The sequence below is a fragment of the Sphingomonas beigongshangi genome (genome assembly GCF_016820445.1).
GTDB classification, from domain to species: Bacteria; Pseudomonadota; Alphaproteobacteria; order Sphingomonadales; family Sphingomonadaceae; genus Sphingomonas; species Sphingomonas beigongshangi.
The window spans coordinates 211,630-233,313 of the sequence record NZ_JADHDT010000007.1; the positions used below are offsets into that span (position 1 = coordinate 211,630).

Annotated in this window: 17 protein-coding genes; 12 read left to right on the plus strand and 5 right to left on the minus strand. The window is 69.0% G+C overall.

From position 1 onward, the window contains the following. The first annotated feature begins 7 nt into the window (after positions 1-7). The 7 genes from nuoL to IQ292_RS14180 are packed head-to-tail and all read left to right on the plus strand — an operon-like array spanning position 8 to position 8,688. On the plus strand, positions 8-2,173 hold the full coding sequence (gene nuoL / locus IQ292_RS14150; RefSeq protein ID WP_203310953.1) for an NADH-quinone oxidoreductase subunit L: 2,166 nt from the start codon (positions 8-10) through the stop codon (positions 2,171-2,173). Then, positions 2,170-3,699, plus strand: a complete 1,530-nt coding sequence (locus IQ292_RS14155) for an NADH-quinone oxidoreductase subunit M (RefSeq protein WP_203310954.1) — start codon at positions 2,170-2,172, stop codon at positions 3,697-3,699. The genes nuoL and IQ292_RS14155 overlap by 4 nt, the downstream gene beginning before the upstream one ends. Further along, positions 3,699-5,144, plus strand: coding sequence for an NADH-quinone oxidoreductase subunit NuoN (nuoN, locus tag IQ292_RS14160; RefSeq protein WP_203310955.1), 1,446 nt, complete (start codon positions 3,699-3,701; stop codon positions 5,142-5,144). The genes IQ292_RS14155 and nuoN overlap by 1 nt, the downstream gene beginning before the upstream one ends. A gap of 14 nt (positions 5,145-5,158) precedes the next feature. After that, the gene (locus tag IQ292_RS14165; protein WP_203310956.1) at positions 5,159-5,857 is read left to right on the plus strand and encodes a biotin--[acetyl-CoA-carboxylase] ligase; all 699 of its coding nucleotides are present in this window, start codon (positions 5,159-5,161) and stop codon (positions 5,855-5,857) included. 47 nt (positions 5,858-5,904) lie between these two features. Continuing rightward, complete coding sequence (locus IQ292_RS14170) at positions 5,905-6,687, plus strand: type III pantothenate kinase (RefSeq protein WP_203310957.1); 783 nt, start codon at positions 5,905-5,907, stop codon at positions 6,685-6,687. A gap of 55 nt (positions 6,688-6,742) precedes the next feature. Then, entirely contained in the window at positions 6,743-8,380 is a 1,638-nt protein-coding gene (locus tag IQ292_RS14175) for a ribonuclease J (RefSeq protein ID WP_203310958.1), read from the plus strand. A gap of 23 nt (positions 8,381-8,403) precedes the next feature. Then, entirely contained in the window at positions 8,404-8,688 is a 285-nt protein-coding gene (locus IQ292_RS14180; protein WP_203310959.1) for a DUF1467 family protein, read from the plus strand. A 174-nt stretch (positions 8,689-8,862) separates the two neighbouring features. Here the strand turns inward: IQ292_RS14180 and IQ292_RS14185 are convergent, their stop codons facing one another. Further along, positions 8,863-11,154, minus strand: coding sequence for a coiled-coil domain-containing protein (locus tag IQ292_RS14185; protein WP_238941103.1), 2,292 nt, complete (start codon positions 11,152-11,154; stop codon positions 8,863-8,865). Between the two features lie 99 nt (positions 11,155-11,253). On the opposite strand from IQ292_RS14185, the gene IQ292_RS14190 reads away from it, so the two are divergent. The 4 genes from IQ292_RS14190 (at position 11,254) to IQ292_RS14205 (ending at position 15,310) form a co-directional block, all read left to right on the plus strand. Next, on the plus strand, positions 11,254-11,544 hold the full coding sequence (locus IQ292_RS14190) for an Hpt domain-containing protein (protein ID WP_203310960.1): 291 nt from the start codon (positions 11,254-11,256) through the stop codon (positions 11,542-11,544). 95 nt (positions 11,545-11,639) lie between these two features. Next, positions 11,640-12,821: a nucleotidyltransferase family protein gene (locus tag IQ292_RS14195; protein WP_203310961.1), complete on the plus strand. Its 1,182-nt coding sequence runs from the start codon at positions 11,640-11,642 to the stop codon at positions 12,819-12,821. A 36-nt stretch (positions 12,822-12,857) separates the two neighbouring features. Continuing rightward, entirely contained in the window at positions 12,858-13,958 is a 1,101-nt protein-coding gene (locus tag IQ292_RS14200; protein ID WP_203310962.1) for a DUF2336 domain-containing protein, read from the plus strand. Continuing rightward, positions 13,955-15,310, plus strand: coding sequence for a sensor histidine kinase (locus tag IQ292_RS14205; protein WP_238941104.1), 1,356 nt, complete (start codon positions 13,955-13,957; stop codon positions 15,308-15,310). The genes IQ292_RS14200 and IQ292_RS14205 overlap by 4 nt, the downstream gene beginning before the upstream one ends. 66 nt (positions 15,311-15,376) lie before the next feature. On the opposite strand, the gene IQ292_RS14210 is transcribed toward IQ292_RS14205, so the two are convergent. The 3 genes from IQ292_RS14210 to gltX are packed head-to-tail and all read right to left on the minus strand — an operon-like array spanning position 15,377 to position 18,303. Beyond that, positions 15,377-15,583 carry a hypothetical protein gene (locus tag IQ292_RS14210; protein WP_203310963.1) on the minus strand — a complete coding sequence of 69 codons (207 nt, stop codon included), beginning with the start codon at positions 15,581-15,583 and terminating at the stop codon, positions 15,377-15,379. Further along, the gene (locus tag IQ292_RS14215; RefSeq protein WP_203310964.1) at positions 15,583-16,866 is read right to left on the minus strand and encodes a citrate synthase; all 1,284 of its coding nucleotides are present in this window, start codon (positions 16,864-16,866) and stop codon (positions 15,583-15,585) included. The genes IQ292_RS14210 and IQ292_RS14215 overlap by 1 nt, the downstream gene beginning before the upstream one ends. Before the next feature lie 15 nt (positions 16,867-16,881). Next, complete coding sequence (gene gltX, locus IQ292_RS14220; RefSeq protein WP_203310965.1) at positions 16,882-18,303, minus strand: glutamate--tRNA ligase; 1,422 nt, start codon at positions 18,301-18,303, stop codon at positions 16,882-16,884. A gap of 40 nt (positions 18,304-18,343) precedes the next feature. Here gltX and IQ292_RS14225 point away from each other — a divergent pair, with 40 nt between their 5' ends. Beyond that, positions 18,344-20,584, plus strand: coding sequence for a ComEC/Rec2 family competence protein (locus tag IQ292_RS14225; protein WP_203310966.1), 2,241 nt, complete (start codon positions 18,344-18,346; stop codon positions 20,582-20,584). Between the two features lie 397 nt (positions 20,585-20,981). Here IQ292_RS14225 and lexA read toward each other — a convergent pair whose 3' ends face one another. Then, on the minus strand, positions 20,982-21,665 hold the full coding sequence (gene lexA, locus IQ292_RS14230; protein WP_203310967.1) for a transcriptional repressor LexA: 684 nt from the start codon (positions 21,663-21,665) through the stop codon (positions 20,982-20,984). Between the last annotated feature and the right edge of the window lie 19 nt (positions 21,666-21,684).

A 21,684-nucleotide genomic window follows, 5' to 3' on the forward strand; every position in this document is an offset into this window, starting at 1 on the left:
TCGGCAGGTGACGTCCATCCTGTTCATTGTTTTCCTGCCGCTGCTCGCAGCGGCGGTGGCCGGGCTCGGCAACAAGGCGATCGGCTTCGTCCCGGCCAAGCTGGTGACGACGGGCGCGCTGTTCGTCTCGTGCCTGCTGTCCTGGCCGATCTTCCTCGGCTTCCTGTCGGGCGCGAACAGCGCGACGGTGGTGCCGGTGTTCCAGTGGATCGTCAGCGGCGACATGAATGTCGCCTGGTCCCTGCGCGTCGACCAGCTGACCGCGATCATGCTCGTCGTGATCACCAGCGTCTCGGCGCTCGTCCACCTCTATAGCTGGGGCTATATGAGCGAGGACCCGGACCAGCCGCGCTTCTTCGCCTATCTGTCGCTGTTCACCTTCGCGATGCTGATGCTGGTGACCGCGGACACCTTGGTCCAGATGTTCTTCGGCTGGGAGGGCGTCGGTCTCGCCAGCTACCTGCTGATCGGCTTCTGGTTCCGCAAGCCGAGCGCCAATGCCGCCGCGATCAAGGCGTTCGTCGTCAACCGCGTCGGCGACCTCGGCTTCATGCTCGGCATCTTCGGCACCTTCCTCGTCTTCGGCACCGTGTCGATCCCGGCGATCCTGGCGGCGGCGCCGACCATGGCGGGATCGACGATCGGCTTCCTCGGCTATCGCTTCGACACGATGACGGTGCTGTGCCTGCTGCTGTTCGTCGGCGCGATGGGCAAGTCGGCGCAGCTCGGCCTGCACACCTGGCTGCCGGACGCGATGGAGGGCCCGACCCCGGTGTCGGCGCTGATCCACGCGGCGACGATGGTCACCGCGGGCGTCTTCATGGTCTGCCGCCTGTCGCCGATGTTCGAGATGTCGCCGACCGCGCTGCATTTCGTCACCACGATCGGCGCCGCGACCTGCCTGTTCGCCGCGACGGTGGGCATGGTGCAGACCGACATCAAGCGCGTCATCGCCTATTCGACCTGTTCGCAGCTCGGCTACATGTTCTTCGCCGCCGGCGTCGGCGCCTATGGCGCGGCGATGTTCCACCTGTTCACGCACGCCTTTTTCAAGGCGCTGCTGTTCCTCGGCGCGGGATCGGTGATCCATGCGATGCACCACGAGCAGGACATGCGCTATTACGGCGGCCTGCGCAAAAGCATCCCGCTCACCTTCTGGGGCATGATGGCCGGCACGCTGGCGATCACCGGCGTCGGCATCCCCGCGCTGTTCGGCAATCCGCTCGCGATCGGCTTCGCCGGCTTCCATTCGAAGGACGCGATCATCGAGGCGAGCTGGGCGGCGGGCGAGCCGGGCGTGTGGTTCGTCGGCGTGCTCGTCGCGGCGATCACCAGCTTCTATTCGTGGCGCCTGATGTTCCTGACCTTCTGGGGCAAGCCGCGCTGGGCCGCGTCGGAGCATATCCAGCACGCGCTGCACGATGCGCATGGCCACGGCCATGACGATCATGCCCATGCCGACCACGCCCACGTCGCCCACGCGCGTGACGCGCATGGTCATGACGCCCACCATCCGAGCGAGGCGCACGGCAATCCGGCGCAGGCCGAAGACGCGGGCGACCGCCCGTCCGAGCACGGCCCCGCGCAGCAGGACCTGCCCGCCGGGACCGGCGGCTACCATCCGCACGAGAGCCCGCTGGTCATGCTCATCCCGCTGATCGTGCTGTCGATCGGGGCGATCGCCGCGGGCTTCGTCTTCCACGGCTTCTTCATCGAGCCGAGCGCGGGCGAGGGCTTTTGGAAGGGCGACATCGCGTTCCGCGAGCATCTGATGCACGCGATGCACGGTGTGCCGGTGGCCATCAAGCTGTCGGCGACGATCGCGATGCTGCTCGGTTTGGTCACCGCCTGGTATGCCTATATCAAGGCGCCGAGCTTCCCGAAGGCGGTGTCGGACCAGTTCCGGATCCTGTACCGCTTCCTGCTCCACAAATATTATTTCGACGAGCTGTATACCCTGCTCTTCGTCCGCCCCGCCTTCGCGATCGGCCGCCTGCTGTGGCATCGCGGTGACGAGAAGACGATCGACCGGTTCGGGCCGAACGGCTCGGCCTGGGCGGTGCAGCTCTCCAGCCGGATCGCCGGCCGGCTTCAGAACGGATATGTCTATACCTATGCCTTCGTCATGCTGATCGGGCTGACCGCGGCCGTTACCTGGGCGATCGCGAAATGAGCGGCTTTCCCATCCTGTCGTTGATGCTGGCGGTCCCCGCGATCGCCGCCATCGCCTGTCTCTTCTTGTCGCCGCAGGGCGCGCGGATGACCGCGCTGGTCGCGACGCTGATCGACTTCGCGCTCGGCATCCTGCTGTGGACGAATTACGACATCGGCGGCGCGCAATGGCAGTTCGTCGAATACCAGCCGGTGTTCGGGCGCTTCGCCTGGGCGCTGGGGATCGACGGCTTCGCGCTGCTGCTGATCATGCTCAGCGTGTTCCTGATGCCGATCTGCATCGGGGCGAGCTGGCGGTCGGTGACCAACCGCGTGCCCGAATATATGGCGGCCTTCCTGTTCACGGAGGTGCTGATGATCGGCACCTTTGCGGCACAGGACCTGTTCCTGTTCTACATCTTCTTCGAAGCCGGCCTGATCCCGATGTTCCTGATCATCGGCATCTGGGGCGGGGTGAACCGCATCTACGCGTCGTACAAGTTCTTCCTGTACACGTTGCTCGGTTCGGTCGTGATGTTCATCGCGATGCTCTACATGGCGCGCGCGGCGGGCACGACGCGCATCCCCGAGCTGATGGCGTACGACTTCCCCGCGCATGTCCAGACATGGCTGTGGCTCGCCTTCTTCGCCTCCTTCGCGGTGAAGATGCCGATGTGGCCGGTGCACACCTGGCTGCCCGACGCGCACGTGCAGGCGCCGACGGCCGGTTCCGTCATCCTGGCGGGCGTGCTGCTCAAGCTCGGCGGCTATGGCTTCCTGCGCTTCAGCCTGCCGATGTTCCCCGAGGCGTCGGGCCAGCTGACCTGGCTGATCTTCCTCCTGTCGGGCATCGCGGTCGTCTACACGAGCCTCGTCGCGCTGGTGCAGTCGGACATGAAGAAGCTGATCGCCTATAGCTCCGTGGCGCACATGGCGATCGTGACCATCGGCCTCTATGCCTTCAACCGGCAGGGGATCGAGGGCGCGATGATCATGATGCTCAGCCACGGGCTGGTGTCGGGCGCGCTGTTCCTGTGCGTCGGCGTCATCTACGACCGGCTGCACACCCGCGAGATCGCGCGCTACGGCGGTCTGGCGATCAACATGCCGCGCTACGCCCTGTTCTTCCTGTTCTTCACCATGGCATCGATCGGCCTGCCGGGGACGAGCGGCTTCGTCGCCGAATTCCTCAGCCTGATGGGCACGTACCAGGTGTCGACCTGGACGGCGCTGATCTGCACCACCGGCATCATCCTCGGCGCGGCCTACATGCTGTACCTGTACCGCCGCGTCGTGTTCGGCGAGATCAAGTCGGACGACGTCCGCGAGATGCAGGACCTGTCGGGGCGCGAGCTCTGGCTGCTTGCACCGGTCGCCGCCGTGGCGCTCTGGATGGGCGTGTACCCCGAGAGCTTCATGGCGCCGATGCGCAAGGATGTCGGCGTGCTGCTCGCCCGGATCGACCGCGCGGCGCCGCCGAGCGACTCCAAACCCACCGCCGGCAAGCCTGCCGCGCCTGTTCACGCTGCAGCCGAGGGCGCGCACTGATGGATTACGCCGCCAATCTCGCCATGACGCTGCCCGAGGTGATCCTCGGGGTCGGTGCCATCGTCCTGATGCTCGTCGCCGCCTGGGGCGGTCAGGGCTCGACCCGTGCCATCTCCTGGGCCGCCGTCGCGATCCTGGCCGGCGCCTGCGTCGCCGTGGCCGGTCCCGCGTCGGGCGGCGGCATGGCCTTCGACGGCCTGTACCGCGCCGATGCGTTCGCCGGCTTCGCCAAGCTGTTGATGTTCCCGGCCGCAGCGATCGCCATCCTGATGGCACCCGGCTTCTTCCAGCGCACCAGCGGCGACGATCTGCGTCCCGAATATCCGGTGCTGATCCTGCTCTCCGCGGCGGGCATGGGCATCATGGTGTCGGCCGCCGACCTGCTGACGCTGTACGTCGGCCTCGAACTGCAGAGCCTCGCGGCCTATGTGCTGGCGAGCTTCATGCGCCGCGATACGCGCTCGGCCGAAGCGGGCCTCAAATATTTCGTGCTGGGCGCGCTGGCGAGCGGCATCCTGCTCTACGGCATCAGCCTGGTCTACGGCTTCGCGGGCACGACGCTGTTCGACGGCATCGCGCAGGCCTATGCCGGTCCGCGCTCGCTCGGCCTGCTCTTCGGGCTGGTCTTCGTCTTCGCCGGTCTGGCCTTCAAGATCTCGGCTGTGCCGTTCCACATGTGGACGCCGGACGTCTACGAGGGTGCGCCGACGCCGGTGACGGCCTTCTTCGCCTCCGCACCCAAGGTCGCGGCGATGGGCCTCGCGGTCCGCGTCGCGGTGGAGGCGATGGGCCCGGCGACCGACCAGTGGCGCCAGATCGTGATCTTCGCCGCGCTCGCGTCGATCATCCTGGGTGCGGTGGCGGCGGTCGGTCAGACCAACATCAAGCGCCTGCTCGCCTATTCGTCGATCAACAACGTCGGCTTCGCGCTGATCGGCCTGGCGGCCGGCACTCCCACGGGCGTGTCCGCCGTGCTGGTCTATCTGACCATCTATGTCGTCATGACTCTGGGCTCGTTCCTCGTCGTGCTGCAGATGCGCGACGCGGACGGCCAGCCGGTGGAGAGCATCGCCGCGCTGAGCGGCCTGTCGCGGACGCGGCCGGGCCTCGCCTTCGCGCTGATGATGTTCATGCTGAGCCTCGCCGGCATTCCGCCGCTGTTCGGCTTCTATGCCAAGTTCGCGGTGTTCGACGCGGCGATCGCGGCAGGGCTCTTCCCGCTGGCGGTGATCGGCTATGTCGCCTCGGTCATCGGCGCCTATTACTACCTGCGCGTCGTCAAGACGATGTACTTCGACGAGCCGGCGCCGGCGTTCGGCGCGGGCGACAGCAAGCTCGAAGGCGGCCTGATCGTCGTCACGGCGGCGTTCATCTCGCCGCTCGGCTATCTGCTGATCGCACCGCTCAGCGCGTGGACGATGGCGGCGGCACAGGCGCTGTTCTGATCGTTTCACCGCCCGTGTCGATCCGTACCATCGTCGAGACGGGATCGACCAACGCCGATCTTCTCCACCTCGCCGCGCACGGCGCGCGGGAGGGCGAGTGGCTCCGTGCCGAGCGGCAGGTGGCAGGGCGGGGCCGGCAGGGGCGCGTGTGGGAATCGCCCGCGGGCAATCTGTACGCCAGCACGCTCGTCCGACTGCGAGCCGGCGACCCGCCGGCGGCGTCGCTGGCGCTGCTCGCGGCGGTGGCGCTGCACGAGGCGCTTTCCCTCTATGTGCCGGGCAGGGCCATGCTGAAATGGCCCAACGACGTGATGGTCGACGGCGCGAAGCTGGCGGGTATCCTGCTCGAACGGAGCGGCGATGCGGTCGTGATCGGTATCGGTGTCAATGTCGCGCATCACCCGGTCTTGCCCGACCGACGCACCACCAGCCTGGCGGCGCAGGATTGCGCGATCGGCGCGGCGACGCTGGTGGAGGTGCTGGCCGACGTCCTCGCGCGGTGGATCACCCGCTGGCGGGACGAAGGGTTCGATGTCGTTCGACGCGCCTGGCTCGCAGCGGCGCATCCGGTCGGGACGGCCCTGTCGGTGCGGGATGGCGAGACCCGGCTGGAGGCTTTGTTCGACGGTCTCGACGCCGATGGCGCGCTGGTCCTGCGCTTGGCTGACGGTACCCGGCGTGTCATGCACGCCGGCGACGTATTCCTGCCGTGAGGGCAATCGGGCGGCGCGGGCCGCCGCAAGGGAAGGTGGCGTAGGCGATGCTGCTCGCGATCGATGCCGGCAATACCAATGTCGTGTTCGCGCTGGTCGAGGGACGCGAAATCCGCGGCCGCTGGCGGATCGCGACCGATCCGCGCCGGACGGCGGACGAATATGCCGTCTGGCTCAGCCAGCTGCTCGCGCTCGAAGGCTTCGCGCGCGATGACGTCCATGCGGTGATCGTCGCGACGGTGGTGCCCCGCGCGCTGCACAATTTGCAGGTCCTCGCGAGCAAATACTTCCGCACTGAGGCCCTGATCGCGGGGCGCGCGCCGGTCGAATGGGGTATCGCGCTCGACGTCGACGAGCCGCAGAATCTGGGCGCGGACCGCGCGGTCAACACGATCGCGGCGCATGCGCTGCACGAGGGCGACCTGATCGTGATCGACTTCGGCACCGCGACGACATTCGACGTCAGCGACTATCGCGGCGCCTACAAGGGCGGGATCATCGCACCCGGGATCAACCTGTCGCTCGACGCGCTGGTCAGCGCCGCGGCGAAACTGCCGCGGATCGCGATCGAGGCACCGGCTTCCACCAGCGTCATCGGCCGCAATACGGTCGACCAGATGCATATCGGCATCTTCTGGGGCTATATCGCGATGATCGAGGGCCTGGTCGCGCGGCTGCGGGCCGAGGTCGGCCGCCCGGTGAAGGTGATTGCGACCGGCGGCCTCGCGATCCTGTTCGAGCAACATACCGCCGCCTTCGACGTCGTCGAGCCCGACCTGACGATACAGGGACTGGCGATCATGGCCGAAAGAGCCCATATCCACCCATGACGCGCTCGCGCCGTTCGGCCTGGCGGGCGCACGAGAGATTTTCCGAAAGATATTGATGACCCCCAAGAATAACGAATTGCTCTTCTGCGCGCTCGGCGGCTCGGGCGAGATCGGCATGAACGTCAACCTCTATGGCCATGCCGGCAAATGGCTGATGGTCGATTGCGGCGTGACCTTCGCCGATGCGGCCTATCCCGGCATCGACCTCGTCCTGCCGGACCTTGCCTTCATCGAGGATCGCCGCGAGGACCTGGTCGGCATCGTGCTGACGCACGGGCACGAAGACCATATCGGCGCCTTGCCCTATCTGGCCGAAGACCTGGGCGTGCCGCTCTACGCGACGCCGTTCACCGCCGGGCTGATCCGCGGGAAGCTGGAGGAAGAGGGCAACGCCAACCGCGTCAAGCTGCGCGTCGTTCAGCCGGGCGGGGCGGAGCGGATCGGGCCGTTCGACGTCCGCTTCGTCGAACTGTCGCATTCGATCCCCGAGCCCAATGCGCTGGTGATCGAGACGGCCGCCGGCAGCGTCTTCCACACCGGCGACTGGAAGCTCGATCCCCATCCCGTGATCGGCAAGCCGACGAGCGGCGAGACGCTCGCCAAGATCGGCGATGCGGGAATCGACGTTCTCGTCTGCGATTCCACCAACGTCTTCAACGAGGAAGCGTCCGGCTCCGAGTCGTCGGTGCGGCGCGGGCTGGCCGAGACGATCGCCAAGGCGCGCGGGCGCGTGCTGGTGACGACCTTCGCCTCCAATGCCGCCCGGCTGCACACGCTGGGCGAGGTGGCGCGCGAGACGGGACGCAAGCTCTGCGTCACCGGCCGCTCGCTGGACCGGATCCTGAAGGTGGCGCGCGCCTGCGGCTATCTGGGTGATTTTCCCGAGACCGTGGATCCGGAGACGGCGATGCGGCTGCCCCGCAACAAGGTCCTGATCGTCGCCACCGGCGGCCAGGGCGAACCGCGCGCCGCGCTTGCCCGTGTCGCGGACGGCAGCCACACGATCAAGCTGGACGAGGGCGACACGGTCATCTTCTCGTCGAAGCAGATTCCGGGGAACGAGATCGCGATCGGCAAGATCCAGAACACGCTCGCCGCCAAGGGCGTGCGCATGGTCACCGAGCGTCAGGCGCATGTCCACGTCTCCGGCCATCCGGGGCGGCCCGAGCTCGCGCAGATGTATGGGTGGATCCGTCCAGAGTTGCTCGTGCCGGTGCATGGCGAGATGCGGCACATGATGGAACATGCCCGCTACGCGCAGGCGCAGGGCGTGCCCCAGGCGATCGTGCAGAGCGACGGCGAGATCGTGCGGCTGTTGCCGGGTCAGGCGACGAAGATCGGCCATGCGGGCGTGGGCCGGCTCGTGCTGGACGGCGACGTGATCCTGCCCGCCGACGGATCGACGATCAACGAGCGCCGCAAGCTGGCGATCAACGGCCAGATCTCGGTCGCGGTCGCGATCGATCGCAACGGGCGCGGCATCGGCACGCCGCAGGTGCGCGTGCAGGGCGTGCCCGTCGAGGAGGATCGTCTGGCGTTCGTCGAGGATGCGGTCGCCGCGGCGCAGGAGGCGATGAGCGGTAAGCGCGAAGTCGATCGGCGCCGCGAGGACATCCGCCTCGCCGTACGCCGCGTGGCGACCCGTTGGACGGGCAAGAAGCCGATCGTCGACGTGCTGATCGTCCAGGCCTGAACCGGCAAGCGGAGGAAGGCCCCATGCGCTGGACGTCAATGCTGGCGATTTACGTGCTGTTCTGGGCTTTCTCCGTCTTCCTCGTGTTGCCCTGGGGCGTGAGGACGACGCGAGAGGTCGGGGGAGAGCACGTACCCGGCCAGGCCGAAAGCGCGCCGCACGAATTCCACCTCGGGCGGCTCGCGCTGAGGGTCACGATCGTCGCGACCATCCTGTTCGGCCTGTTCGTTGCGAACTACGAGTTCGGCTGGGTGACACCGCGGATGCTCGACCTGTTCAATCCCGACGAAATCTATAACGACGCCTGAGGACCGGCGTCCGCCGCCGCGCGGCGTCGGCGCGCGATGGGACCGGTCTAGCAGGGGAACGCGGTCCTGCCGCCTTCGCGCCGAGGTCCATCCGCTGATCGTCCACCGACCGCCGGCGGCGCAACCGCGCGCGAGGGGGGGGCGTTAGAGCGGCGCGCTCCGCTGGATCGCGCGCTAGCGCAGGCGCTCGATCGCCTGTGCGAGCGCGACGTAGAGCTTGCCCATGTCCGACGAGAGCAACGTCACGCCGAGCGGCGAACCGTCCCGCTGCGCCAGGATCGTGCGCAGCATCCCTTCGAAGTCGTGGATGTAGCGGTTGACCGTTTCGCGGAAGGTCGCGTCGTCGTCGTAGAGCCGGGCGATCTCGCGCGCATCGGCGGGCTCGAGGATGCGCACCGCGCGGCGGGTAAAGACGCCGCGGTCCCCCTTCAGATAGGCGGCCCAGGCGCTGTCCGACACTTCCGGCGCGAACGCCTTGGTGACGTCGATTGCGGCGGAGTTGAGCGACTCGATCAGCAGCGAGGCGCGCCGCGCGAAGCTGTTGCGATCGGCCTCCTCGCGTTCGGTCCGTGCATCCTCGATCCGCGTTTCGACCAATGCGGTCTTGTCGAGAATCTCCTGCACCTGCGCGGAAAGTCGCTCCGTGGCGCGGCTCGCGGCGGCGACCGCGTCGTCGGTCGCTTCGCCGATCGCGCGCACCTGCCGCTCCACCGTGTCGCTCGCCGCGCGCCGCATGGCGACGGTGCTCGCCTCCTCCAGTGCCGCGGCGGCCTCGGGGATGACGGAGGCGAGCGTCTCGCGCGCCCGATCGGCGGCGGTCGACGCGGTGTCGCGGACCCGCAGCAGCGCCTCGACGAGCCGCGGCGCGGCCTCCTCGGCGAAGCGATGCGTCCGCTCGATCGTCTCGTCGACCATGGTCCCGAGCGAGTCGGCCTTGCTGCGTCCCTCGGTGAGCGTCTGGAGAAGCGTGTTCGACAGCGTGTCGAGCGTCCGGCGCTGATCGGCGATGACGCCGGCGATCGCCTCGATCGCATCGTGCGTGCTTTCCGCGGCGGTGACGAGCGCGAGCAACTCGGGCTTGGCCGCGACGACCACCTGCTTGCTCGAGGCGATCCGCGCATCGAGACGGGCGAGCGCCTCGGGCAGGGTTTCGTCGATCTCGCGCGCGGCGGCGTCGAGCGCGATCAGCAACGATTCGGTCGTGCCGATCGTCCGCGTCGCCATCGCCTCGCCGGTACGCAGCGCCTCGGTCATCGCATCGGCCGAACCACCCAGCGCGCTGATCGAGGCGGCGAGCATCTGCGATCGTTCCACGCCCTGCGTATGCAGCGCGTCCATGCGGGTTTCGACGCGATCGATCTCCGCATCGATGACGACGATCATGTCGTCGCTCGCGGCGCGGTGGCGTTCGAGCCGCGTGACGACCCGATCGATGACGTCCTCGACCGCGCCGATCCGTTCGGCGAGTGCGTCGGCACTGTTGCGCGCTGCGCTGTCGAGCGCGGCTTGGTTGGCGCGCAGCATGGCGAGCATGGCATCGCCCTGCGTCGCGATGCCCTTGCGCGCCTCGTCGATCGCGTCGGCGGTGCGGCCGAGCAACGCGTCGACCGAGCCGGACATCTCGCTCGTCACCGCCTCGAGCCGGGCCCCGGCAGTCTCGCTGGTCGCCTCCATCCGCGCGAGATGCGCGGCAAGCCGCTGCGCCGCGCCGCCCGCGATCAGATCGGCTTCGCGGCCGCGCTCGGCCAAAGCCGCCAGCTGGCCCTCGAGCGCGGCGGCATGGCGACCGGCGGTCAGCCCGCTGGCCTCCAGCTGCGCGCGCGCCGCCTCGATCTCGTCCTGCGCGCGGGGCAGGGTGGCGAGCAGCACGTCGACGCTCGCCTGCGCCGTGGTCGCGACTTCGCGCAGGGTGCGGGCATGCGCCTCCGCCGCAGCGACTTCGGCCGAAAGCCCGCGCCCGACCGCCAGCAGCCGCTCGTTCGCGCCGTCGCCCATCGTCATCAGGCTGGAGATCTGCTCGGCCAGCACGCGACGGTTGGCGTCGAGCGACCGGGACAGCACCGCCACGGTCCGTTCGAGACTTGCCGCCTCCGTCCGCATCGCGCGGGCCGTGTCGCCGAATCGGCGCGCCTCGGCGCGGCTGGTACGCATCACCAGCAGACAGATGATTCCCAGAAGCGCCGGCACGACCGCGAGCGCGGCGATCAGCTCGACCAGCGCGACGGGGCTCAGCAGCGCGACATCATCGCGGACGAGCCACAGCATGCCGACGAGCCAGGCGAGGGACACGACAAGCGCGACCACGGGCAACACCCATGCGCGCGACGGTGCTTCGGGCGAGACCGACAGCGTCCACGCGGGATGCTGATCGGCAAGGTCGAGATGATCGTCATGGGTGTGCGGCGCAATGCCGACATGTTCCGCATGGCTGTGGCCGCCGGCGTCCGCCCGCATGTCGACGATCATGGAACCCCCTTTTGAACCTGGCGAACCTACAAGCCTTTGCCGCGCGGACAAAGCGAAACCGCAACGAAGCGTTAAGCTCCCGCACCTAGAGTCGCGGCGATGGCTTATGATCCCGGAGCGATCGACGCGACCCTCGCGGCCGCGGTCGGCGACGAACCCGCCCTGATCGCCGAACTGCGCGTCGCGTTCGTCGAGAGCGCGCATAACGCGGTCGCCGCGCTGGAAGCGGCAGAGGATCGCGCCGCGTGGCGCGATGCGACCGCCCGCCTGACGGGCCTCGCCGCGAGCTTCGGCGCGGTTCGGCTGATGGCCATGGCCAATCGCGCGGCGACCTTGCCGCACGACGCGCCCACGCTCGCCAAGCTGAAGCGGACCGTCGCGCGCCTGTAGCGCACGACCGTCGCCACCCCCGGATAAAGCATCACGAGGCCGGCCATGTCGATCCGACCTAGCCAGCGCCGGACCTAGCCCCTACCAGCAGGCGGATGCTCGCGGGCCTTCTCATTGCCATGCACGACGCGGACGATCGGCCCGCGATGTTGACCGCCACGCTGCCGTTCGGCGGCATGACGCTGATCGAATATCAGGCGCGGCTGCTGGTCGCCGCCGGCGCGTCGCAGATCGTCATCGTCGTCGCGCGCCTGACGCCGGAACTGCTCGGTGCGATCAATCGCATCGGCCGCCGCGGGATCGCGGTGGACACCGTCCGCACCGCGGCCGAGGCGGCGGAGAAGCTGCACCCGCTGGCACGCGTGCTCATGCTCGCGGACGGTCTCACGACCACCGAGGAGACGATCGCCGCGCTCGCCCAGGGTGGCGGCGATGCGTTGCTGGTCATGCCGCAGGACGCGGCGCAGACGGGATATGAGCGCGTGGGCGGCGGCATGGTCTGGGCCGGCGTTGCCCGGCTCGAGGCGCGTCGCGTCGCGGAACTCGCGGCGCTGCCCCGCGACTACGACCTGCAGTCGACGCTGATCAGGCTCGCCGAACAGGCGCAGGCCGTCCACATGCTGTTGCCGGCCGGCGCGATCCGGGGCGGCCATGCGCTCGGCCATTCCGGACAGGCGCTGGAGGCGCGCGGCCGCCGCGTGCTGACCGCGATGGTTTCCGGCCGCAGCGGCTGGTTCGAGCGTTTCGTCGTCACGCCGATCGCCCGCGCCACGATCCCGATGCTCGTGCCGCGCGGCGTGTCCGCGCCCGCGGTGGCGGCAGGCGGCGCGGTCGTCGGCCTCATCGCATTGGTACTGACGTATCTGTCGCATCCCATCGCCGGGCTCTTGCTGGCCATGGCGGGGACGGTGGGCTTGCTGGTCGCAAGTGCGCTCGCGGATCTGCGCGACGATCCCGGCATGGCGCGGGGGCTGAAGGTCGGCGCGTCGGTCCTGCCGGCGCTCGCCGTGCTTACCTATGGTCATGACGAGACGGTGCTGGCGCGCGACGGCGTGCCGCTGGTGCTTGCCATCGGCCTCATCCTCGTCGCCGCGCTCGGCGAGCGTGCGGTCGGTCCCGCGCCGCGCAAGGGCTGGTGGGGCAGCGCCCCGGCCTATCTGGTGCCGGTCTGGCTCGGTGCGCTGGTCGATGCACCGCTGGTGGCGCTGATCGCGGGCTGCGTCTATGCCGTGGCGACGGCGTTCGCCGCAATCGAGCGTCTGCGGCGCGAGCCTTAGCACCACCTTAACGCTAAAGGGACTAGCGCGAGGACCATGTCGGTCGAGCCGGAGCATCAGCAACGCCATACGCTCGCCGCGCGCCTCGCGGCGGCGCGGCGGCTGGGTGCTGCCGCCGATTCGCGACTGGGGGCGGCGATCGCCGATTTCTTCCTGCCCGACGACGCGCGGCTGGACGAGCGCACGCGCACGATGCTGGGCCAGCTGCTGGAGGCGGTGGTACGGGCGATCGAGACCGACATTCGCCATCATGCGGCCCGGGTGCTTGCCGAACGAACGCAGTCGGATGCCGCCGAGCGCATCCTGCGCGGCCCCGACGACGTCCTGCGTCGGCTCGGCCGCGCCGGCCTGCTGCGCGATCGCCAGCTGATGGACGAGCTGCTGGCGCAGGTCCGTGCCGACCAGATCGGGCAGGCGCTCGCCCCCGTTTCTGCGGATGCAGAGCAGCCGAGCCTGCTGATCCGCCTGACGGAGGTCGATGACGGCGTCGTTGCAGCGGCGGCCCGCGCCTTGCTGACCGCCGAAGCGCGGCGGCGCACCGCGATCGAACAGGGCAGGGCGCATCATTCCGCCCTGCCGGCCGAGCGGCACCACCAGCTCGTCTGGTGGGTGGCGGCATGTATCCGCGAGGCGCAGAACGTCGGCGATGCCGGCGACGCCGCGCTCGATCGCGCGATCGTCGCCGCGGCACAGCGCAATCTGGGCGCCCACGACGAGGGCCAGCGGCCCGAGGCGGCGGCGATGCGGCTGGCGACCGCGATCGATGCCCGCAGCGAGGAGATCGGGCCGCTGCTGGTCGATGCGCTCGGCGATCGCCGCCTGCTGCTGTTCATCGCGGTGCTCGCCCGCGGGGTCGACATCGACTTCTCGGCGGCGCGGCAGATCGTGCTGGAGCCCGAAGGCGACCGGCTCTGGCTGGCGCTGCGCGCGGTGGCGCTGGACCGGGAGACGATCGCACGTATCGCCCTTGCCCTCGCGGATGCCGATCCGCGGCGCGACATCGAGGCGTTCGCGGACGCGCTGGACGCCATCGCGGCGGTGCCGGTCGAAACCGCGCGTTCGGCGCTGGCGCCGCTGACGCTGCATCACGACCTTCGCCTCGCTATCGATGCGCTGGCCCGGGAGAGCATGCGTTGAGGATCGAGGGACTGCCCGACATACCCGTGTCGCACGCGGTGATCGACGCGGCGGGGCGGTTGGCCTCGGCCGACCCCGCGTTGCTGGCGCTCAATGCGGGTGCCGGCGGCGGGATCGGCGAAATCCCGGCCGTTCCGCAGCTCGCCACCATCGCGCGGCTGGCGAAGCGGCTCGGCATCCTCGTTTCGCGCGGCGTCACCGTCGCGGACGGGGATAGCGACCTGGATTTGTGGGTGCGCGCGCAGCCGGATGGCGAGGTCGTGCGCATCGCGGTATCCGGATGGCGGGAGGCCAGGCCGCGTCCGGTTCCCGAAGCAGCCGAAAGCCCGGTGCACGAGGACGGCGATCTGCCTTGGGAAACCGACGCCGCGCTGCATCTGACCTTCGTCGGCATCGAGGGTGCGCGCCAATATGGCATCGATGCGCTGGCGCTGCTCGGCCAGCCGCTGACGGCGCTCTTCTCGCTCGAAAGCGACAGCGGGGGCGCGATGCCCATCCTCGAGGCGATGGCACGGCGGCGCCCCTTTACCGCGCAGCCCGCGCGCCTGCGCATCAACGACCGCGCGGTGACGCTCGACGCCCGCGTGCGGCAGGACCAGAGCGGCGGCTTCGCCGGCCTGATCGGCGTCGCGCGCCTGATCGACCCCATCGTCGAGGCCTCCGCGGAACCGGCGATCTCCTCGAACTTCACGCAGGGGCTGGACCGGGCGCTGCGCACGCCGCTCGCGCGTATCATCGCTCATGCCGACACGATCCATGCGCGCGCCGAGGGCCCGGTACAGGCCGACTATGCGGATTACGCGTCCGACATCGCCAATGCGGGACGGCATCTGCTCGGCCTCGTCGACGATCTCGTCGATCTCGAGGCGGTCGAACGTCCCGGCTTCCGCCCGGATGTGGAGACGATCGACCTCGCCGATGTCGCGCGCCGCGCGGCGGGCCTGCTGTCGGTCAAGGCGTCGAACACCGGGATCGCCATCGCGCGGCCGCTGGCCGACGTGCGCATCACGGCGTCCGGCGATTTCCGACGCACGCTGCAAATCCTCGTCAACCTGATCAGCAACGCGGTTCGCTATTCGCCCGCCCATGGCGTCGTCACGGTCACCGCGGCACGCGTCGGAGCAATGGCCGAGGCGGTCGTCGCGGACCAGGGCAAGGGCATCGCGCCCGAGGACCAGGCGCGTATCTTCGAGAAATTCGAGCGCGTGGATCCGACGGAGGCCGGGGGCAACGGCCTGGGGCTCTACATCGCGCGCCGGCTGGCACGGGCGATGGGCGGCGACCTGTCGGTGGAAAGCGTGCCGGGCGAGGGCGCCACGTTCACGCTCAGCCTGCCCGCCGCCGATATATAGCCGCCAGTCCGCCGCGGCCGGATAGGCCGCTTCGGCGGCGGCGGGATTTGCGCCTTGCGCGGGCCGTCAGCGACGCGGCAGACGCCGTGCGACGAGGATCAGCAAAAGACCGAAGACCGCGACCGCACTGCCGCGGTCGGCCCAAATCCGCTGGTCGAGCATGAAGCTTGATTCGGGCCAGTGGACGTAGCCGAGACCCTGGCCGATCCACAGCGCGCCGGTGAGCGCCAGCATGACGCCCACCGCGAGGAGGATCGGCCGGAGCCGGCGCATCAGCGCTCCGCCACCGGAACGTAGCTGCGCTGCGTCGGCCCGGTGTAGAGCTGACGCGGACGGCCGATCTTCTGGTCGGGATCGGTGATCATCTCGTTCCACTGCGCGACCCAGCCGACGGTACGGGCCAGCGCGAACAGCACGGTGAACATCTCGGTCGGGAAGCCGATCGCCGACAGGATCACGCCCGAATAGAAGTCGACGTTCGGGAACAGCTTCTTCTCGATGAAATAATCGTCGCTGAGCGCGATCTCCTCGAGCCGCAGCGCGGTCTCGAACAGGGGATCGTTGACCTTGAGCGCGTCGAACACCTCGCGCACCGTCTTCTGCATCACGGTCGCGCGCGGATCGTAGTTCTTGTAGACGCGATGGCCGAAGCCCATCAGGCGGAACGGATCGTTCTTGTCCTTGGCGCGCGCGATGAATTCCGGAATGCGCTCGGGCGTACCGATCTCACGAAGCATGTTGAGCGCGGCCTCGTTCGCGCCGCCGTGCGCCGGACCCCATAGGCAGGCGATGCCAGCCGCGATGCAGGCGAACGGATTGGCACCCGACGAACCCGCGAGGCGGACGGTGGAGGTCGATGCGTTCTGCTCGTGATCGGCGTGCAGGATGAAGATGCGGTCCATCGCGCGCTCTACCGCCGGATTGACCTCATATGGCTCGGCCGGCACGCCGAAGGTCATGCGCAGGAAGTTGCCCGTGTAGCTCAGCGAGTTGTCCGGATAGAGGAACGGCTGGCCGACGCTGTACTTGTGCGCCATCGCGGCGATCGTCGGAATCTTCGCGATCAGGCGGTGGCTGGCGATGGTGCGCTGCACCGGATCGTGGATGTCGGTCGAATCGTGATAGAAGGCCGACAGCGCGCCGACGACGCCGCACATGATCGCCATCGGATGCGCATCGCGGCGGAACCCGCGGAAGAAGGCCGCGAGCTGCTCGTGCACCATCGTATGGCGGGTGATCGTCGTGTTGAACGTCTGCAGCTCGTCCGCCGAGGGCAATTCGCCGTTCAGCAGCAGATAGGCGACCTCCATGAAGCTCGACTGTTCGGCGAGCTCGCCGATCGGATAGCCGCGGTGCAGAAGCACACCCTCGTCGCCGTCGATGTAGGTCAGGGCCGACCGGCACGAGGCGGTCGACGTGAAGCCGGGATCGTAGGTGAAGGCGCCGGTCTGCGCATATAGCTTGCGGATGTCGACCACGTCGGGGCCGACCGAACCCGACATGACCGGGTATTCGAATTCCTTGCCGTCCAGGGCGAATTTCGCGGTGTCGGTCATGTCTTGTCCTTCCTGTCAGACTGCCATCTGGTCCGCGATTCGGCCGAGGCTTTCCTCTTTGCCCAGAAGCGCGAGCACGTCGAAGATGCCGGGCGATGTCTTGCGCCCGGTGAGAGCGGCGCGGAGCGGCTGGGCGACCTGCCCGAGCTTGGCGCCCCGGGCGTCGGCGACCTGCCGTACCGCTGCTTCGATCGTCTCCTGATCCCACTGCTGCACTGCGTCAAGCGCCGTGTGCAGTTGCGCAAGCAACGATCGGGCTTCCTCGGTGAGCAGGTCCGAGGCGGACGCTTCCAAGGGAAGCGGACGCTGCGCGAAGAGGAAGCGGGCGCCGTCCGCCAGGTCGTTGAGATTGGCGGCACGCGCCTTGAGGAACGGCATCGCCTGGGTGAGCAGCGGGATGCCGTCTTCGCCGTATCCACCGATGTTCGCGACAAGGCGGGCCAGCCGCCCGTCGTCCGCGGCGCGGATATAGTGGCCGTTGAGGTTCTCGAGCTTCTTGAGGTCGAAACGCGACGGGCTCTTGCCGACGCCGGCCAGATCGAACCATTCCACCGCCTGATCGCGGCTGATGATCTCGTCGTCGCCATGGCCCCAGCCGAGGCGAAGCAGATAGTTGTCGAACGCCTCGGGCAGGATCCCGAGCTCGTCGCGATAGGCCTCGATCCCGACCGCGCCGTGGCGCTTCGACAGCTTCGCGCCGTCGGTGCCGTGGATCAGCGGAATGTGGGCGTAGACCGGCTCCGGCCAATCCATCGCGCGGTAGATCGGCAGCTGCCGGAACGCGTTGTTGAGATGGTCGTCGCCACGGATCACGTGCGTCACGCCCATATCATGGTCGTCGACGACCACCGCGAGCATGTAGGTGGGGGTGCCGTCCGACCGCAGCAGGATGAGATCGTCGAGTTCCGCGTTCTGCACGGTGACCGATCCCTGCACGCGATCCTCGATCGTGGTCGCGCCCTCGCGCGGCGCCTTCAACCGGACGACATAGGGTTGCCCCTCGTGATGATCGGTCCGGTCACGCCAGGGCGAGCGGATGCGCAAGGGACGCTTTTCCGCCTGCGCCGCCTCGCGCTGCGCGGCGATCTCTTCCTGCGTCATGTAGCAGCGGTAGGCGTTGCCGCTCGCGACCATCTTGTGCGCGACCTCGGCATGCCGGTCGGCGCGCGCGAACTGGAAGACCGCATCGCCGTCCCAGTCGATGCCGAGCCACTTCAATCCCGCCAGGATCGCGTCGATCGCCGGCTGGGTCGAGCGGGCGCGATCGGTATCCTCGATGCGCAGCAGGAACCTGCCGCCGTGATGGCGGGCAAAAAGCCAGTTGAACAGCGCCGTGCGCGCGCCGCCCAGATGGAGATAGCCGGTCGGCGAAGGGGCGAACCGGGTGACGATCGCCGTGCCCGTGGCGGCGGCGTTCCCGTTCGCGTCGTGATCCACTGTTGCGCCCAACCGCGCCTGCTCCTTAGGGTTCGAGGTGATGGCCTATTCAACCGCGGCGGCCCCTAGCACGCGCATTCCGCGCCTTCAAATCCCGTGGCCCGAGGGAGGGGGGCGGTCGCTCCGGCGGATCGAGCGATGGCTGGAATCGGAACGCGAGCAGCTGCCCTTGTGGCTGCCCGTCATGCTGGGCCTGGGCATCGCGATCTGGTTCGTGTCGCCCGATCCGCGCGCGTGGCGGACGGCGATCCTCGCCGCGACAGGCCTGGGCCTGGGAGCGGCCGCGATCGACGGGCGAACCCGACTGGCGCGGGCGGTCGCGACGGGCGCGCTTGCCGTGGCGATCGGCGTGGCCCTCGCCTGGTGGCATGCCGAGCGCGCTGCCGCACCCGTGCTCGCCCATCCGGCGGTGGTCCGGTTCGCAGGTGTGGTGGAACAGGCGGAACCCCTGACCGCGCGCGGCCTGGTGCGTCTGACGATCCGCCCCGATGCCGGGCTCGGCCTGCCGACCCGCATACGGGTCAACGTCGACGCCGCGAACGTCGGGGATACGATCGCGCCAAGCGATCGGGTGCGCCTGTCGGCGCGATTGCTGCCGCCGCCCGAAGCGGCGGTGCCCGGCGCCTATGATTATGCGCGCGTCGCCTGGTTCGCGGGCATCGGCGCGACGGGACGGGCGTTCGGCCCCCTGTCCGTTTCGAAGAGCGGAAGCGAGGGCGGCGCCGCGTTGCGCGACCGCCTGACGCGCCACATCACCGCGCAGCTCGAGGGGAGCGCGGGGGGCATCGCCGCGGCGCTGGCGACGGGGGACGAGGGGGCGATCAGCCAGGCCGACGCGGAGGCCATGCGCCGCGCGGGACTGGCCCACCTGCTCTCGGTCAGCGGGTTGCACATCACCGCGGCGGTCGGCGCGACGATGTTCGTCGTCCTGCGCCTGCTTGCGCTCTGGCCATGGCTCGCGCTGCGCATTCGCCTGCCCCTCGTCGCCGCCATGGCGGGCGCGGCCGCGGCGATCGGCTATACCTGGCTGACCGGCAACCAGATTCCCACGATACGATCATGCGTCGCCGCGCTGATGGTGCTGACGGCAATGGCGATGGGACGCCAGGCGATCACGCTGCGACTGGTGGCCGGCGGTGCCCTCGTCGTCCTGATCGGTTGGCCGGACGCGCTCGTCGGGCCGAGCTTCCAGCTATCCTTCGCCGCGATCGTGTCGATCGTCGCGTTCCACGAGCATCCCCGGATCGCGTCGCTGTTCGCCGCGAAGGAGGACACGCGTGTGCGCCGCGTCGCGCGGGAACTCTTGTCGCTGCTGGTCACCGGCCTGCTGGTCGAGGCGGCGCTGATGCCGATCGCGATCTACCATTTCCACAGGGCGGGTATTTATGGCGCCTTCGCCAATATCGTTGCGATACCGCTGACCACATTCGTCATCATGCCGCTTGAGGCGTTCGCGCTGCTGATGGATGCGGCGGGGCTTGGAGCACCCTTCTGGTGGATGACGGGAAAAGCCATGGCGCTGCTGCTGTGGATCGCCCGATCCGTCGCCGCGCTGCCGGGGTCCGCCATGGCGCTCGCCACCGTGCCGGCATCGGCCTTTGCCCTGTGCGTCGGTGGCGGCCTGTGGCTGGCGCTATGGCAGTCCTCGGTCCGCTGGCTGGGCGGGGTGCCGCTGGTCGCGGGTTGCCTCTGGATGGCGTTCACGCCGGCGCCCGACATCCTCATCACGGCCGACGGCAGGCACCTTGCGGTGCGCACCCGCGACGGTCTGGCCGTGCTGCGCGACAGGTCCGGCGACTATGTCCGCAACATGCTGCGCGAAACCGGAGGCGGGCAGGACGATCCGATGCTGGTGTCGGATCGTCCCGAAGCACGATGTACCCGCGACGCCTGCGCGATCGCGCTCGTCCGCGGCGGACGGCACTGGCGCCTCCTCGCGACGCGGAGCGCCTATCCCCTGCCATGGGAGACGCTGCGCCAGGCTTGTGCGCATGCCGACATCGTCGTCAGCGACCGTCGTCTTCCCGCGCGGTGCCGTCCCCGCTGGCTGCGGCTCGACCTCGGCGTCTTGCGGCGCACGGGCGGCGTTTCGATCGCGCTCGCGTCGCAGCGCGTCGTCACCGTTCGGACGCCCGAGGATGCCCATCCCTGGGTGACGCCGCCGCATGCGACGCCCGCCGAAGCGGTTCGGTATCGGGACCTCTCTGCGAGTCCATGGACGCACCGTACCCCTGCCGCCAGCTTGACGCGCGGGCCGGTATCGCGCGTTCGAGGGCCCTGACGAAGACCGATGCTCGGCCGATCCGTATCGCGATCGAGAGCCGCGATGCGCTGACTTGACCGTCGCGCCGGCACGCCGCGGAACCATCGCGGGCAGGCGCGTGCCGCGCTATTCCCGCCCTCGTGTATCCTGCGATCTGTCGCGAGGCACAGCAACTGTCGCGAGCTCCAGGAAATAGCGATACGGACGGGCGAAACCCGATGGCGCTGCGGATCCCCCTCCGCGACGGCGAAGGAAGGAAGCGCCCGGCGGTCGTGTGTGCCGGCTCGCATGGACGCATGCGGTCGCGGCTTACAGCGGCCGTCGCGAACCACGCAGATAAGCAGACGCATCCGCCGCCCCGACGCCGAACCGTCCGGGGCGGGGAGCGTCTCCGTTCCGGCCCCGTTCCCAGCCGTCAGTCGTATCGACGCAGGATACCAGACAGCTTGCCCTGAACGCGGACGATGTCGGGGCGATAGCGCTGCGGCTCATAGGCGCGATTGGCCGGGTCGAGCCGGATCATCGCGCCCTCGCGCCGGAAATATTTGAGCGTCGCTTCGCTGTCCTCGATCAACGCGACGACGATCTCGCCGTCACGCGCGGTCTCGGTGCGCCGGATGAGCGCATAGTCGCCGTCGAGGATACCCGCCTCGACCATCGAGTCGCCCGACACCTCGAGCGCATAATGCTCCCCCGATCCGAGCAGCGCCGCCGGGACGGCGAGCATCGAACTGCCCTCGAACGCCTCGATGGGGACACCCGCCGCGATCCGCCCATGCAGCGGGATCTCGACGACGTCATTCGCGGGCGTGGGTGCGGGGCGAACGTTGCCGCGCGCCAGTGCGGCCGCCGGCGCCGCTGCCGCGGCCGACGTCTTCTCGGGACGTTCCGGCATCCGCAGCACTTCCAGCGCGCGCGCGCGGTTGGGCAATCGGCGGATGAAGTTGCGTTCCTCCAGCGCGCTGATCAGCCGATGCACGCCGGATTTTGACTTGAGATCGAGCGCCTCCTTCATCTCCTCGAACGACGGGGAGATGCCGGTCTCTTCCAGTCGATCATTGATGAAGCAGACAAGCTCGTGCTGCTTGCGCGTGAGCATGGGCGGTCCTTCCCGTCAG

Coding starts and splice junctions, on each gene's coding strand:
- IQ292_RS14155 (WP_203310954.1), top strand. CDS start 2,170: ATGAGCGGCTTTCCCATCCTGTCGTTGATGCTGGCGGTCCCCGCGATC.
- nuoN (WP_203310955.1), top strand. CDS start 3,699: ATGGATTACGCCGCCAATCTCGCCATGACGCTGCCCGAGGTGATCCTC.
- IQ292_RS14170 (WP_203310957.1), top strand. CDS start 5,905: ATGCTGCTCGCGATCGATGCCGGCAATACCAATGTCGTGTTCGCGCTG.
- IQ292_RS14175 (WP_203310958.1), top strand. CDS start 6,743: ATGACCCCCAAGAATAACGAATTGCTCTTCTGCGCGCTCGGCGGCTCG.
- IQ292_RS14180 (WP_203310959.1), top strand. CDS start 8,404: ATGCGCTGGACGTCAATGCTGGCGATTTACGTGCTGTTCTGGGCTTTC.
- IQ292_RS14185 (WP_238941103.1), bottom strand. CDS start 11,154: ATGATCGTCGACATGCGGGCGGACGCCGGCGGCCACAGCCATGCGGAA.
- IQ292_RS14190 (WP_203310960.1), top strand. CDS start 11,254: ATGGCTTATGATCCCGGAGCGATCGACGCGACCCTCGCGGCCGCGGTC.
- IQ292_RS14195 (WP_203310961.1), top strand. CDS start 11,640: ATGCTCGCGGGCCTTCTCATTGCCATGCACGACGCGGACGATCGGCCC.
- IQ292_RS14200 (WP_203310962.1), top strand. CDS start 12,858: ATGTCGGTCGAGCCGGAGCATCAGCAACGCCATACGCTCGCCGCGCGC.
- IQ292_RS14210 (WP_203310963.1), bottom strand. CDS start 15,583: ATGCGCCGGCTCCGGCCGATCCTCCTCGCGGTGGGCGTCATGCTGGCG.
- IQ292_RS14215 (WP_203310964.1), bottom strand. CDS start 16,866: ATGACCGACACCGCGAAATTCGCCCTGGACGGCAAGGAATTCGAATAC.
- IQ292_RS14225 (WP_203310966.1), top strand. CDS start 18,344: ATGGCCTATTCAACCGCGGCGGCCCCTAGCACGCGCATTCCGCGCCTT.
- lexA (WP_203310967.1), bottom strand. CDS start 21,665: ATGCTCACGCGCAAGCAGCACGAGCTTGTCTGCTTCATCAATGATCGA.